A 13,123-nucleotide genomic window follows, 5' to 3' on the forward strand; every position below is an offset into this window, starting at 1 on the left:
AGCAAAGGCGTTTCGTATGTCCAGTCAAAGAAAGCTCCGCTACGCCATGGTGGGCGGCGGCCAGGGCGCCTTCATTGGCGCAGTGCACCGCAAGGCCATGGCGCTCGATGGCCAGTTCGAGCTGGTGGCCGGCGCGCTGTCGTCATCCCCCGAGCGCGCCCGCGCATCCGGCGCCGAGCTGGGCCTGGCAGGCGACCGCAATCACGGCAGCTGGCAGGACCTGCTGGCCGACGAACTGCGCCGCCCGGCGGATGAGCGCATCGACCTGGTGAGCATCGTCACGCCCAACCATGTGCACCACCCGGTGGCGCTGGCCTTTGTGCAGGCGGGCTTTCACGTGGTGTGCGACAAGCCGCTGGTGCACACCAGCGCGCAGGCCGATGAGCTGGTGGCGGCAGTGCACAAGGCGGGCACCGTGTTCGGCGTGACCTACAACTACACCGGCTATCCCCTGGTGCGCGAGGCCCGCCACCTGGTGCAAAGCGGCGCGTTGGGCGAGCTGCGCAAGATCACGGCCGAATACAAACAAGGCTGGTTGGCCACGGCGGTGGAGCAGGGTGGCGGCAACAAACAGGCCGACTGGCGGCTGGACCCGGCGCGCAGCGGCGCCGTGGGCACCATGGGCGACATCGGATCACACGCCGAGAACCTGGCCGCCACCGTCACCGGCCTGCGGCCGCAGGCGCTGTGTGCCGACCTCACCACCTTCGGCGCAGGCCGCCAGCTGGATGACGACGCGCAACTGCTGCTGCGCTATGCCAATGGCGCACGCGGCGTCATCGTTGCATCGCAGGTGGCGGCGGGGCTGGAGAACGACCTGCGCCTGCAGGTCTCTGGCACGCTGGGCACCATCACCTGGCGGCAGGAGGAGCCCAACCACCTCGTGCATTCACCGGTGGATGGCCCCCGCCGCATTCTCACGCGCGGCTCTCCCTGGCTCAGCCCCGCAGCGCTGCGTGCAAGCCGCCTGCCACCGGGCCACCCGGAGGCCTTTATCGAGTCCTTTGCCAACATCTACCTGGGCGTGGCCGCCGACATCCGTGCCCGCGCCGCCGGCCGCACGGCCGACCCCTTGGCCGCCGACTACCCGCGCGTGGAAGACGGCGCGCAAGGCGTGCGTTTTATCGAGAAGGTGGTGGAATCCGCCGCCAGCGAGCGCAAGTGGACGGCGCTGGGGTGAGGGTCTGCGCGCGCTAAGTGGTGGGTAGCTGGGGGCGGCCCCTTCTCCTGTCACGTCGCATTTCTGTGCGTCTTCAGCGCGTCTTCCGTCGTCGCGCAGCGCGAAGGTGTTACGCATTCTGGTGAGACCCGGCCTGTCTCCTTGCGCGCAGCCTTCATTGCTGGTGCCGGTAGATATTGCGCGGGTTGGTGAGTGCGTCCGCGCACAGCACCGTACTCCTTTGCTGTGCCGACGTGGATACGCCTTCACTTGAGGGCACGCCCCACGTACTTCGCTGCCCTCTCGACACTGCTCCCTGCGCGCCATCAGATTGGCGTGTTGCTCGCCCCTACCGCATCGGGGCGACCGCACTAATTTGGTCGCGCCAACCACCAAAAAGCAGGTTGCGCAGTGACGTCGATGCTGCTCACCACGGCCGAATGAAGTTATGTGCAGATACAGGTACGTAAATATCTGCGGGTAAACCCTCGATTTTTTGATAGTTGAAATCTATCAAAATGTATCTTTAGTTGTTTGTTTTGGTTATTTTGTGTCGCTAATCCATACGCACTATGGCTTGTAGAGACCCAGTACGCGATGCTTGCGCACCGTCTTTTGAACTTTTAGAAGCTGCGGATGGATATGAAAAATCGTTGATTTCATTGAGGAAAAGTGAATGGTTTGACTTTGTGTGGCCCTTGCGCCTCCAGTCACTTTGTTCAGATCCGCAGTGGTTAAAAAAGCAGTTTTCGGTTCGTTGGCTGTGCGCAGTTTTCACTTGTTTGCATTCGTTACGTTCAGTAGTCTTCGCGCTCACTCTTATTTCAACGCTTGAGGAAATCATGCGATCACTCTTTCCCGTCCTGCCCTCTCGGCGCATGCAATGTTCCGCTAGCCCCCGAGCTGTGCAGGGTGGTTTCACCCTTGTTGAGCTGGCCGTGGTTCTGGCCGTCATCGGGCTCATCATTGGCGCCGTCGCTATCGGCAAGGACGTGCAGCGCAACGCCGATTACGCCAAGATCAAGAACAAGTTCATTGACCAGTGGGAGCAGGCGTACAACCAGTACTACCAGCGCACTGGCGTGGTGGTGGGCGACAGCCAGATTTCGCCGCGCATCATGGTTAACGGCACCAGCTACGTAGCAGCGGCAGGTCTGCCTGTTTCGGGGGGCAACATGGCTGGTGCAACTTTGCCTGCCCCTGTTTGTGCCCATACCCCTGAGGCGGACACCGTGATTCGCAACTCTGCGAATGCGTACGTTGCCAACACCAACGACCTGCGCGTTTACATGACTCGTGCGGGGATCCGCATGCCGCCAGGCCGTGCCGAGGGGCAGGAGGATCTGTACGTCTACACCGACACCAACGGTGCCCCGCAAGAAATCCAGGTGTGTTTTCAGTGGAACAGTCCCACCACGGCTGCAGGCGCTGGCAACGTGATGGTGATCGCGGGGCTTACGCCAGACCTCGCCCGCATGTTGGATCAGATGATCGACGGAAAGCCCGATGCGCGTGAAGGGCGCTTCCGCCTGCAAACCATCGACAACAGCACCAACAACGCCCCCGGGGTGGAGTGGTCCGCCAACAACACGTTTGGCCGCGACGCAACCCCGTCGCCCACCACAGGGGCGAAGGACGCGGGCAACACGCGTGACGAAGAGCAGGTCATCACCCTGACCGCCATTTACAAGATGAATCAGTGAATCAGGGCGAGGAATCAACATCATGAAACAAGCATTCAAGCTCCCTGCACGCCGGCTGCATTCGCTGCGTCAAAAGGGTTTCACACTGGTTGAGCTGGCGGTTGTGCTGGCCGTCATCGGGCTCATCATCGGCGCCGTTGCCATCGGCAAGGATGTGCAGCGCAATGCCGAGTACACCAAGGTCAAGAACAAGTTCCTCGACCAGTGGGAGCAGGCCTACAACCAGTATTACCAGCGTGCGGGGGTTGTGCTGGGTGATGACCAGACTGCTCCGCAGAACATGGTCAACGGCGAGCAGCTGGTCACGGCCAAGCTTCGGTCTGGCCGGAACATGACGGGTGTAACCCCCCCCGGCGCCATTTGCGACAAGGCCATTGGCCGAGGCATGGTGGCCCGCACGGGCGACCGTGTGGATCTGCGCACGCTGATGACACGTGTGGGGGTTCGCATGCCGCCCGGCCGTGCGGAGGGGCTGGAGGATCGCTATGTCTATCTGGACACGAACGGCAACCCTCAAGAGATTCAGGTCTGCTTTCAGTGGAACGTGCCGCTGGGCAACGGATCTGCGGTCAATGCGGTGGGCGAAGGCTCTGGCAACGTAATGATCATCACGGGCCTTACGCCCGACCTGGCCCGTTCGCTGGACCAGATGATCGACGGCAAGCCCGATGAACGCGAAGGTCGCTTCCGTCGTCAAGGTGTTGAGAACAACGCGGGTGGTGCGGTTAACGCCCCCGGCCAGGAATGGCAAGCCACCAACCGTGACTCCATCGACCCTGCTCACGCCCGGGACCGCAGCTTTGACGAAGACCAGGTGGTCATCGTTACCGCTATCTACAAGATGAACCAGTGACTGGTTTGCATCTTTCTGAAAACAACTTACCTCATCCGTATCGACTTATCGCCGGAGATTTCTAATGCCTAAATCCAATTCATTTCGCAGGCTTGGCCGCAAGGTTCAGCAGGGCTTTACGCTGGTAGAGCTGGCCATTGTGCTGGCCGTCATCGGCCTCATCATTGGCGCCATTGCCATCGGCAAGGATGTGCAGCGCAACGCTGAATATCAAAAGGCCGTCAACAAGTTCGCCTACCAGTGGAAGATGGCGTACGACCAGTATTACCAGCGCACTGGTGTGGTGCTGGGCGATTGCCAACAAGCCTCGACCTACATGGTCAATGGCTCTGAGACCACGATTCTTGGGGGCGACGCCTGCACGCGTGCAGGGTCCATGAAGGTCGCCGGCATCCCTGAGAATTTTGACAATCGAGCGCTCAAGATTTGCAGTGGCCAAGGTTACGCGCCAGGCCAGTCTGGCCCAGGTGATGCCGGTTTGGCGACCCAGAATCTTCGCACCCTCATGACCCGTGCAGGCGTGCGCATGCCGCCCGGCCGTGGTGAAGGGCATGAGGACCGGTTCCTGTACATCGACTCCAACGGGAACGCTGTGGAGCTGCAAGTGTGCTTCCAGTGGAATACCTCGGGCACGGCCAGCGGTGCAGGCAATGTGATGGTGATTCGGGGGCTGACGCCCGATCTGGCCCGTTTCATGGACCAGGTGGTCGACGGCAAGCCTGACTCCCGCGAAGGGCGCTTTCGCATTCAGAGCCGCCCTGCGCACACGGCCTCGACCCAAGCCAATGCGCCTGGCAATCAGTGGGAGGCCAACAACACCGAAGGCAACAACATTGCCGATACGAAGGCCAATAGCGCCATGAACAATAGCGACACACGCCAAGGCATCGACAACGCCAGCGGCAACGCCGGTGGCACAGCCACGGGCCGCACGTATGACGAAGACCGCGTCATCTTGCTGACCGCCCACTGGACGATGGAGCAGTAATTGAACGCCACCCGCACGCTCAAGCTTGTCTCACTTGCCCTGGCCACAGCTCTCTTGGGCGGTGGTGCCTGGTTGGCTCAAAGTGGGCTCAAGCGCCTGGCTTTCGAGCGCCAGCAGCATGGGCAACTGCAGTCGGCGCTAGACAACGCACGCCGCCTAGTTCCTGAGGTGCAGCAGCGGGAGCAACTGGTGCGGTCAATCAAGGATGTGGCGCTGCAGGTGGATCGCATGGGGTTTGACCCTTCGCAGTGGGGCGAGCGCAGGTTGCGCCGCTCACAGGGGCCTGCCACCCGTGCAGAGGCCGCGCAGTTTTTGGGGGAGCTGGGACGAGGGGGGGCGGGCGCCATCTTTGTGGCCGATCTCTTTGACATTGCCACGGTGTCGCCTGAAGCCAGCCTGTTTATTCCTCCGCTGCCTGGGGACCAGGGTCTGGTGCTGGGTGTCAGCGGCACGCTGCATTTTCAGACGGTGTCTGTTTCGCAGCCTTTCAGGGTCAAGCCATGAGCACCGAACATATCTATCGCGTTGCAAGCGCTGGTTGGTTGCATTGCCATGGTCAGCAAGTTGATGTTGTTCCAGCGTGGCCTCAGCTCACGCACAGCGCGCTTGTGGTGTTGGATCTGGATGACGTTTTTACGGATGTCTGGCGCTTTGAGGGCAAGTCCGATTACGCGGCGGCACTGATTGAAAAACGGGTGCGTACACAGGGTCTGGTGGAGGGCGCCGCGCACATCGTGGTGCACCGCCTGGTCAAGATGCCAGGGGGCTTTCAGGTGTACTTCACGGCCATCTCGCTGGAGCTGTGGCAGCGTTGCACGCAATGGGCGCAAGAGCAGGCAGACCATTGCCTGGTGATGACGGCGACCGGTCTGCTGTGCCGTGGCGTTACGAGTGGCAACGCACGGGTGATGCTGTCGCAGCGGCGCCTGATGTGTTTTGCGCAGACGGAAGAGGGCATGGTGTTCGGCTCCACCCAGGCGCTGGGGTCGGGTATTTCGGCGATGACCAGTGCGGCACACGTCATGACAGCCAACCAGGGGGCATTGCTGAAGCGCCTGGGAGCCGATGCCGTGGAGTGCGGCGCGATGTGGACCACCAGCACTGCCGACATCGACACGTACCAGGCCGCTGTGCGCAGCATGCTGGGCCGCGCACCGGGCGTGATGCCGACCACCGAATTTGCCATGGGTGGCGAACGTGTGCATACGGTGTTGCCTGAGCTGGCTCGTGAAGCCGCGGGGCGGCATGCGCTGAACCCGCTGGTGGAACGCGTAGCGTGGCGCGCCGAGCGCTGGGTTGCACCGATCACGGTGGTGACTGCTTTGGTGGGGCTGGTGCTTGTGATGCTGGGTGTACTGGTGGGCCAGATGGCCGATCAGCAGCGTGCAGAAGGCCAGAGTCAGCGCAGTGAGTTGACGGCATTGGAGCAGCGCATACAGGCAGTGTCGACGGTAGAGGCTCCGAAAAAGCTCTTGCCCGTGGCCGAGTTTTCGCGCGTGCTGGACGAAGGTGCGCGGCATGACCCTGTGGCTTTTCTTGCCCTGCTCAAGGCCTCGACGGGAAAGGACATCCGCATACAGCGCGTGCGCCTTGAAACCGCCACCGGAGTGAGCACCGTCCGCTCGTTTCGGGTGGACGGCGTGATGGCGGCCGGGGCGTCGGCAGCGGTGACGCGCTGGGTGTCCCAGATGATTGAAGCGGGTTGGACGCTCAAGGCGGTGGACCCCACCTACACGGGCCCTGGCGCCTTCTCGTACGAGTTGGTTTCGTCGGTGACTGCCACAGGAAATGTGAAACCATGAAATTCGCAGCTTTGTTTTTGAATGGCTTGGCCATCCTTTTGTTGGGATGGGGCCTGTATGGGGTGATTCAGCTGAGTCAGGCGCGCACCCCCACGTTGCGGCCCATCGTGAGCGAACTGGCGCCCCTGCCCCCCGCCTTGCGCAATGAGCAAAGTCGGGTTGTCGATGCCTTTGACGCGATGGCACGTGTTCAGGCTCAAGCGGCCCGCGCAGGCACAGACCCGCTGGGTTTGATTGCATTGCCTGTGCCCGGCAGCGAGGTCGTGGGCAGCGTGCAGATGCCGCGTCGCTCGCTGTCGTTGCATCTGGATGACTTGTCTGCGGAGACCCAGTCCGTGGTCATCGATGGCCGCCTGGTGCGCCAGGGTGCACGCCTGGATGGCGGAGGCCGGATTGTGCGTGTACGACCCAATGAAGCGGTGGTCGTCGAGCGCCTGGGGCGTCAAACGCTGACTTTGCCTGAGGGGGAGCTGCGAGTGGGCACGTTGCGATGGGCTGATGGGTCGCTCGCAAGCGTCAATTCGCAGGAATTCAAGGCCGGCTTGCCTGGCGGTCAGCCCGGCCCCATCAGGAGCTTGCCGTGAATGACCAGGCAGTCTGTGCGACTGCCGGTGTTTCGCGGTGCCTCGTGCTCCGGAACGAACTCTCCCTCTCGAATATTTCAAGAATCACGCTAGCAGTGCCAAGGACAGCGACATGAACAATTTTCCGTTTTTCAAGCCCGTGGCCCTGGTGTGTGCCGCAGTCGCGCTCAGTGGGTGCGCCAACCAGTCCCCACGCAGCGCGTCGAGCCTGGCGCCGCCCGATACCGCAGCGGCCGACCAGATGCGCGAACACGCAGTGCAGGAGTCGCAGCGGCTTTTGATTCACCAGCAGATGCTGCTCGCCGAAATGAACAAGGCTGCGGCCCCACCGGTCATCGCGCCGATGGCCCCTGTGTTCGATCCCCTGGAAGGCAAGCTGATCAATGTAGCCATGTCGAAGGCCAGCATTAGCCAGATCCTGGGGGCTTTCTCCGATGCGGGGCAGCTCAACCTGATCGTGGACCCGAATGTTCTCAAGGGCGGTCAGTTGGCTGACATGCACCTGCGGCAAGTCACGTTGCGCGAGGGGTTCAACGAAGTGTTGCGCACCTATGACGTGGCGGGGGAGTTCCGGGGTAACACCTTGCGGGTGAACCTGACAGAAGAAAAGTTCTTTGCACTCAATTTTCTGAACACCAAGTCCAGCATCCAGATGGGCTCTGGCGGCAATGTGTTTGGCAGCGGCACCTCCGGTAGCAGCGGTGGGGGGAGCGGCGGAAGCAGTGGTGGGTCAGGCGCCCAACAGGGGAGCTTGACGATGTCTGGCTCTGGCGGCGGTACTACCGACCCGTACATGGAGTTGGAGAACGCCATCAAATCGGTGTTGGGTGACAGCGCCCAGGACCGCGCCTTCCAACAGCAGCAACAGCAAAACCAGGGTTTGTCGGCCAACTTGTCGTCGCCTTGGCCCGGGGCGCCCACGCCCGTTCGACCCGCTGTCTTGCCTCAGGCGCCATTGGCGACCATGGGTGAGGACAGCGGCTTCACCCTGAACAAGATGACAGGCACGCTGTACGTCAAGGCCCGCCCATCCAAGATGCGTGCGGTCGAAAAAATGCTGGCGCAGGTGCACAAGGTGCTGGGCAAGCAGGTGTATGTCGAGGCGCAACTGATCGATGTGCAGCTGTCGGACAACTTTGAGTTTGGTGTGGATTGGAACAGCCTGCGCAGCCGCCTTGCTGCGGGCTTTGGTTCTTCGCCCATGCAGCTGGGTGGCAGCTCAGGAACACTGCCCAACGCGGGCACGGGCTACTCCTCACGCGCCATCTCGATTCCTGCTGCGATTATCGGTAGCGTCGCTGGCCCAGCGCTCGGGGTTTCTTACCAAGGCAGCAACTACGGGATCGTTATTAACGCACTGCGCTCCTTCGGCAACCTGAAGGTGCTCTCCAATCCCAATGTACAGGTGCGCAATGGCACGCCAGCGCTGCTGTCGGTGGGCACCAGCTCGCGCTATGTCTCTCAGTCGGCATCCACGCAGACGGTGCCTGGTGGCGGGGCGTCCACTACGTCTTCAAGCGTTCAGACCGACACCGTGTTCTCGGGTGTGATGGTAGGTGTGCTGCCGATGGTGCGCGACGATGGCCGTATTGAGCTACTGCTCAACCCCATGCAAAGTGATGTCGACCCGGCCAGCCTGCAGCTGGTGGCGGTGGGCGGCGAGAACCTGGTATCTCTGCCCAAGGTGAGCTACAAGGGTTTGACCACTACGCTCAATGTGGGCGATGGCGACGTGGTGGTGGTAGGCGGACTGATTGACCAGCGCACCTCCAACAACGACCGGGGCGCGCCTGGAGTGTCTGACGTGCCGCTGTTCGGTAAGCTGTTTGGCAACGAGAACAAGGTGCACGGCAGCCGCGAGCTGGTGATCGTTTTGCGGGTGCGTGTGCTATGAGCCTCATTCACGACGCGCTCAAGTCCATGGATGCGCCCCAAGACCCGACTATGGTGCCAGCGCGCGCGCCTGCCGCGGCGATGCGTCGCCGCCCGGCGTGGTTGGACGCCGTGTTGGCCTTTGTGCTCGTGGTAGGCGCCGGTATGGTGGGTTGGTTCACCTGGCAAAGCCAGGCCAAGCCACGGGCCGATCTGTCGCCCGTGGCGGTTGCCACCGTCAACGCTGCGCCACAGCCGTTGACGCCGCCAGTGCCTGTCGCAGCGGCCGCAGACACCCCGCCTGCAGATGTTGTCGCAGCAAACGCTACACCGGCGGCTCCGATCGATGTTGCCGTTGCGTCTGCAGCCCCTGCAGCCCCGCACATACAGACCGCTGCGCATGCGAGCGTGACTGTGCCATCTACTCCTGCGGCTCCGGCGGTGGTGTTTGCCGCGCCCATCGGCACCACCGCTGCAGTGGGGGCACTTCCTGCCGCTGCACCGACCGTTGCGCAGGTAAACCTGCGGCCTGTTGCGCAGCGACAAATGCGTTCGGCAAGACCCGTGGTGCAGGCTGCGCCCGCTCCTATTGTGCAACCCGTGGTGGATGACACCCCGATAGAGCTGATATTTGCCCGCTTTGTGGCTGCCATGAAAGAAGGACGGGGGGCCGATGCCGAGCGGGCGCTTGGCACGCTCAAAGAGCGGCTGCCTGCAGGGTCTTTGGGGCGGCTGCGTGCGCAGGCGTGGTACGACTTGAGTGCAGGGCGCGAGGCCGCCGCTGCGGACGGCTACCGGGCCATCATCGAACGCATGCCTGCCGATGAAGAGGCGGCCATCAATCTGGCGAGCATTCAGGCGCATCAGAAGAGACCCGAAGAAGCCCGTGCAACGCTGGATGCTGCCATGCGCCTGCAGCCCGACTCCGCCGCCCTGCGGGCGGCCTTGGCCCAGTTCACCCCGGCAGCGCGGTAATGACTGCCAGCTCCATCTATGCAACGCTGGGTTTGTCGCGCAACCCATTTCCTCCCACGCCAGATGCGGGGTCGTACTTTTTTACGCCCCGCCTGGAAGAGGACTTTGCCGAGATCGTCCACTGCATTGAGGCCCGCAAGGGTTTTGTGTTGCTGACGGGAGAGGTGGGGCTTGGGAAGAGCACGCTGGTGCGGCGCTTGCTGGACACGCTTCAAGGTACGAATTGCCATTCGGCGTTGATTCTGAACACGTTTCTTCAGGACAGTGCCTTGCTGTCAGCCATCCAGGCAGACTTTGGCCTGCCGCCCACAGATTCACTGGAACAGGGCCTTGCACGTCTGACGGAGTTCCTTATCACCAAGCACCAGGCTGGTGACATCAATTTGCTGGTGATTGATGACGCGCAGAACCTGAGCGTTGATTCGCTGGAGTTGGTGCGCTTGCTTTGCAACCTGGAAACAGCCCAGGAAAAACTGTTGCAGATTCTGCTGGTGGGGCAACCAGAGCTTGAAGAGAAACTGGCGACGCCTGAGTTGCGTCAGCTCAAGAGCCGCATCGTCAAGCATGCGCGCCTCAATGGCTTGCACAAGGATGAGCTGGCGAGGTATTTCGATTTTCGGGTCAACGCTGCGGGCGCGGAAGGGCGCTTGTCCATCGAAGCCTCTGCAGTCCACGCCTTGCATTGCGCGACACAAGGCAACCTTCGGCGCATTCATCTTGTGCTGGACCGCTGCCTTTATGGGCTCGCCAGCACGCGTGGGTCCGTGGTCACGGTGGCACTGGTTCAACGTGCTGTGGCTGATGTGCCCGCCTTGGGCGATGAGGCGATGCACGCCACGGCGGTCACCGGCCCTCGTCTTCGCAAAGTGTGGATTCTTGCGGGCTTGCTGGCGGGTACATCGGCCACCGTGGCACTTGCCAGTTTCGGACTGGGTCCTCCGCAAGCAAGCGCTTTGGGGGCAACGAGTGATGCTGCCGTAGTTGCTACGCCTGCGCAACCCAGCCTCTCTGCCGCTTCTGTTTCTGGCCTTGCGCACGGTTCTGCTATGTCCGCTGAGGTTTCACCTCGCCGTGCTTGCGAGACCCACATGGAGGCGCAGGCGCTTGCCGACGAAGTGGTGCACACGCAGCGCTTGCCGGTCGGGGTGTCTGATGCCTGGAAGTCTTCCGCACGGTTCTGTCGTTTCGTGGAGGGGCAAGAGTCTTGGGTGGTATGGCTGGAGCGCGGTGAGGCGCGCCACATCGTGGCTGCACAACCGGCGACGCTCAAGGTGCAGGCAAAGCTCAAGAGCCTGGGGCTGCTCGATCCGCGCGAGCCTGGGGACGGATTTTTTGGCACCAAGACTGGGGAGGCGCTCGCCCGCTTTCAGCAGCAAAACGGCTTGGCTCCTACGGGCAAGCCTGACGAATTGACCTTCTTACTTTTGGAGCATCTGGATGCATCCCCCCGCTGAATCATTGCCGGAGATTTCAGGCCAGTCGTTGTCCTCCTCTGGCGTGTCTGTTGCAGATCGCCTGACGGTTCTCAAAGAAAAGAGCCCCTCGTTGGGCGCTGCGTTGGTCAATGCGGGGTTGGTGTCAGCGGTGGCCATCGACTACGTATTGCAAAAGCAAAAGATCGAGAAGGTGCCCATGGGTGCTCTTCTCGTGGAATTGGGCTTTGTCAGTGCCAATGAAGTGGCCCGCCAGTTGGCGGGCCAGCGTGGCCTGCGGTTTATCAGTTCCGATGAAATGCCAGAGCCTGACGCGGCAGTCGCAGGATTCTTCAACCGCGCTTTGTGTTTGACGTATGGGTTCTTGCCGGTGCGTGAGAACGACGACGGCTTGATTGACGTGGTGCTGGGCGACGCACAGCCAGACGCGGTCAGCGAGTTGGTGCAGCGCAAACTGGGCAAGGGCTGCCACTTCTATCAAGGCGAGTTCGACAGCGTTGCACAGGCCATCCAGCAACACTATTACTTTGCCGAGCACCCCCCGGCACAGTTGATCGAGAGCGAGGTGCGCAAGCTCGAAGCGGACGTAGACCGCGCTTACAGCCCAGCGCGGCTGCTGGAGCACATGTTGCACTTGGCTGTGCGTGAGCGCGCCACCGATATTCACCTTGCGCCCACAGCGCGCAGCCGCTCGGTGCTGTTGCGGGTGGATGGCGTACTCCGCCCGGTTTTTGCACTGTCTCCCGCGCTGGACCGCCTGGTGGTTTTCGTCAAGCTGCAAGCCGACATGGACGCCAGCGAGCAGCGCCTGCCGCAGGACGGCAGCTTCACTGCGGTGGTGATGGAGCAAACCTACGCCATTCGCGTGTCCACGCTCATCTCCGAGTTCGGCGAGCGCATGGTGCTGCGCTTGCTGCCCGAGCGCAGCAACCTGGACAAGCTCGCTGACCTTGGATTTCTGAAGGACGACGTTGCGGTGATGGCGAAGGCCTTCTCGCGGCCGCATGGGTTGATTCTTATCACCGGGCCCACGGGCTCGGGCAAGAGCACCACCTTGCATGCCGCGCTGCGCATGCAACCGCTCATTGAGCGTAACGTGCTGACGGTGGAAGATCCCGTGGAATACCGCGTTCCCGTGGCTTGCCAGACGGAAGTGAACCGCCGTGCGGGCTATGAGTTTTCCAACGCGATGCGGCATTTTCTTCGGCATGATCCCGACATCATTCTGGTGGGCGAGATCCGCGACTCGGAAACCGCGCGTGCGGCGCTGGATGCGTCTTCCACTGGCCACCTTGTGCTGTCGACTCTGCACGTTGGCACCATCTTTGGCGTCATGCCCCGGCTCAAGCTGCTGGGCGTGGATGCAGAGACGATTGCCGAAAACCTGGTGGCCGTCATCAATCAACGCCTGGTGCGGCGCATCTGCCCGCACTGCGTGCGGCCACGCCTGGCAACGGACGACGAGCGCCGGTGGTTGGGGCAGGCGCATGAGGATGAAACCGTCCAGGTCTTCCATGGCGCGGGTTGCAACCACTGCCGCGATACCGGGTACCTGGGCCGCCTGCCGGTCTACGAGATGCTCGTTGTCAACCGTGATCTGGCCGACGCTATTGCGTCGGACGCTTCACGCGCTGAAATGCGCCAGCGTGCGCTGGCTGCCGGTATGCGCCCTATCTTGACCTTGGCACGCCATCGAGTGCTCGCGGGTGAAACCACCATGGAAGAAATTCTGCGCACGGTCGGTGAGGACTGAG

At 62.0% G+C, this 13,123-nt stretch carries 11 protein-coding genes; all 11 read left to right on the forward strand.

What is annotated here, in order from left to right:
* The first annotated feature begins 16 nt into the window (after window positions 1-16).
* The 11 genes from KI609_RS09280 to KI609_RS09330 all read left to right on the forward strand — a co-directional run bounded on the left by KI609_RS09280 (window position 17) and on the right by KI609_RS09330 (window position 13,122).
* The gene (locus tag KI609_RS09280; RefSeq protein WP_226449346.1) at window positions 17-1,180 is read left to right on the forward strand and encodes a Gfo/Idh/MocA family protein; all 1,164 of its coding nucleotides are present in this window, start codon (window positions 17-19) and stop codon (window positions 1,178-1,180) included.
* Window positions 1,181-2,037: 857 nt separating this feature from the next.
* Window positions 2,038-2,862 (forward strand): type II secretion system protein, encoded by an 825-nt coding sequence (locus KI609_RS09285; RefSeq protein ID WP_226449348.1) that lies wholly within the window; start codon window positions 2,038-2,040, stop codon window positions 2,860-2,862.
* A gap of 22 nt (window positions 2,863-2,884) precedes the next feature.
* Window positions 2,885-3,715: a type II secretion system protein gene (locus KI609_RS09290; RefSeq protein ID WP_226449350.1), complete on the forward strand. Its 831-nt coding sequence runs from the start codon at window positions 2,885-2,887 to the stop codon at window positions 3,713-3,715.
* A 64-nt stretch (window positions 3,716-3,779) separates the two neighbouring features.
* Window positions 3,780-4,703 carry a type II secretion system protein gene (locus KI609_RS09295; RefSeq protein WP_226449352.1) on the forward strand — a complete coding sequence of 308 codons (924 nt, stop codon included), beginning with the start codon at window positions 3,780-3,782 and terminating at the stop codon, window positions 4,701-4,703.
* Window positions 4,704-5,207 carry a hypothetical protein gene (locus KI609_RS09300; RefSeq protein WP_226449354.1) on the forward strand — a complete coding sequence of 168 codons (504 nt, stop codon included), beginning with the start codon at window positions 4,704-4,706 and terminating at the stop codon, window positions 5,205-5,207.
* Window positions 5,204-6,505, forward strand: a complete 1,302-nt coding sequence (locus KI609_RS09305; RefSeq protein ID WP_226449356.1) for a hypothetical protein — start codon at window positions 5,204-5,206, stop codon at window positions 6,503-6,505. The genes KI609_RS09300 and KI609_RS09305 overlap by 4 nt, the downstream gene beginning before the upstream one ends.
* Window positions 6,502-7,089 carry a hypothetical protein gene (locus KI609_RS09310; protein WP_226449358.1) on the forward strand — a complete coding sequence of 196 codons (588 nt, stop codon included), beginning with the start codon at window positions 6,502-6,504 and terminating at the stop codon, window positions 7,087-7,089. Before KI609_RS09305 ends, KI609_RS09310 begins: the two co-directional genes overlap by 4 nt.
* Window positions 7,090-7,201: 112 nt before the next feature.
* Window positions 7,202-8,983, forward strand: a complete 1,782-nt coding sequence (mshL, locus tag KI609_RS09315) for a pilus (MSHA type) biogenesis protein MshL (protein ID WP_226449360.1) — start codon at window positions 7,202-7,204, stop codon at window positions 8,981-8,983.
* On the forward strand, window positions 8,980-9,936 hold the full coding sequence (locus tag KI609_RS09320) for a tetratricopeptide repeat protein (protein ID WP_226449362.1): 957 nt from the start codon (window positions 8,980-8,982) through the stop codon (window positions 9,934-9,936). The genes mshL and KI609_RS09320 overlap by 4 nt, the downstream gene beginning before the upstream one ends.
* Window positions 9,936-11,390 carry an ExeA family protein gene (locus KI609_RS09325; protein ID WP_226449364.1) on the forward strand — a complete coding sequence of 485 codons (1,455 nt, stop codon included), beginning with the start codon at window positions 9,936-9,938 and terminating at the stop codon, window positions 11,388-11,390. Before KI609_RS09320 ends, KI609_RS09325 begins: the two co-directional genes overlap by 1 nt.
* Entirely contained in the window at window positions 11,374-13,122 is a 1,749-nt protein-coding gene (locus tag KI609_RS09330) for a GspE/PulE family protein (protein ID WP_226449366.1), read from the forward strand. The genes KI609_RS09325 and KI609_RS09330 overlap by 17 nt, the downstream gene beginning before the upstream one ends.
* The last annotated feature ends 1 nt before the right edge of the window (window position 13,123 follow it).

The organism is Acidovorax radicis (assembly GCF_020510705.1).
Classification (GTDB): Bacteria; Pseudomonadota; Gammaproteobacteria; order Burkholderiales; family Burkholderiaceae_C; genus Acidovorax; species Acidovorax radicis_A.

Coding starts and splice junctions, on each gene's coding strand:
- KI609_RS09280 (WP_226449346.1), top strand. CDS start 17: ATGTCCAGTCAAAGAAAGCTCCGCTACGCCATGGTGGGCGGCGGCCAG.
- KI609_RS09285 (WP_226449348.1), top strand. CDS start 2,038: ATGCAATGTTCCGCTAGCCCCCGAGCTGTGCAGGGTGGTTTCACCCTT.
- KI609_RS09290 (WP_226449350.1), top strand. CDS start 2,885: ATGAAACAAGCATTCAAGCTCCCTGCACGCCGGCTGCATTCGCTGCGT.
- KI609_RS09295 (WP_226449352.1), top strand. CDS start 3,780: ATGCCTAAATCCAATTCATTTCGCAGGCTTGGCCGCAAGGTTCAGCAG.
- KI609_RS09305 (WP_226449356.1), top strand. CDS start 5,204: ATGAGCACCGAACATATCTATCGCGTTGCAAGCGCTGGTTGGTTGCAT.
- KI609_RS09310 (WP_226449358.1), top strand. CDS start 6,502: ATGAAATTCGCAGCTTTGTTTTTGAATGGCTTGGCCATCCTTTTGTTG.
- mshL (WP_226449360.1), top strand. CDS start 7,202: ATGAACAATTTTCCGTTTTTCAAGCCCGTGGCCCTGGTGTGTGCCGCA.
- KI609_RS09320 (WP_226449362.1), top strand. CDS start 8,980: ATGAGCCTCATTCACGACGCGCTCAAGTCCATGGATGCGCCCCAAGAC.
- KI609_RS09325 (WP_226449364.1), top strand. CDS start 9,936: ATGACTGCCAGCTCCATCTATGCAACGCTGGGTTTGTCGCGCAACCCA.
- KI609_RS09330 (WP_226449366.1), top strand. CDS start 11,374: ATGCATCCCCCCGCTGAATCATTGCCGGAGATTTCAGGCCAGTCGTTG.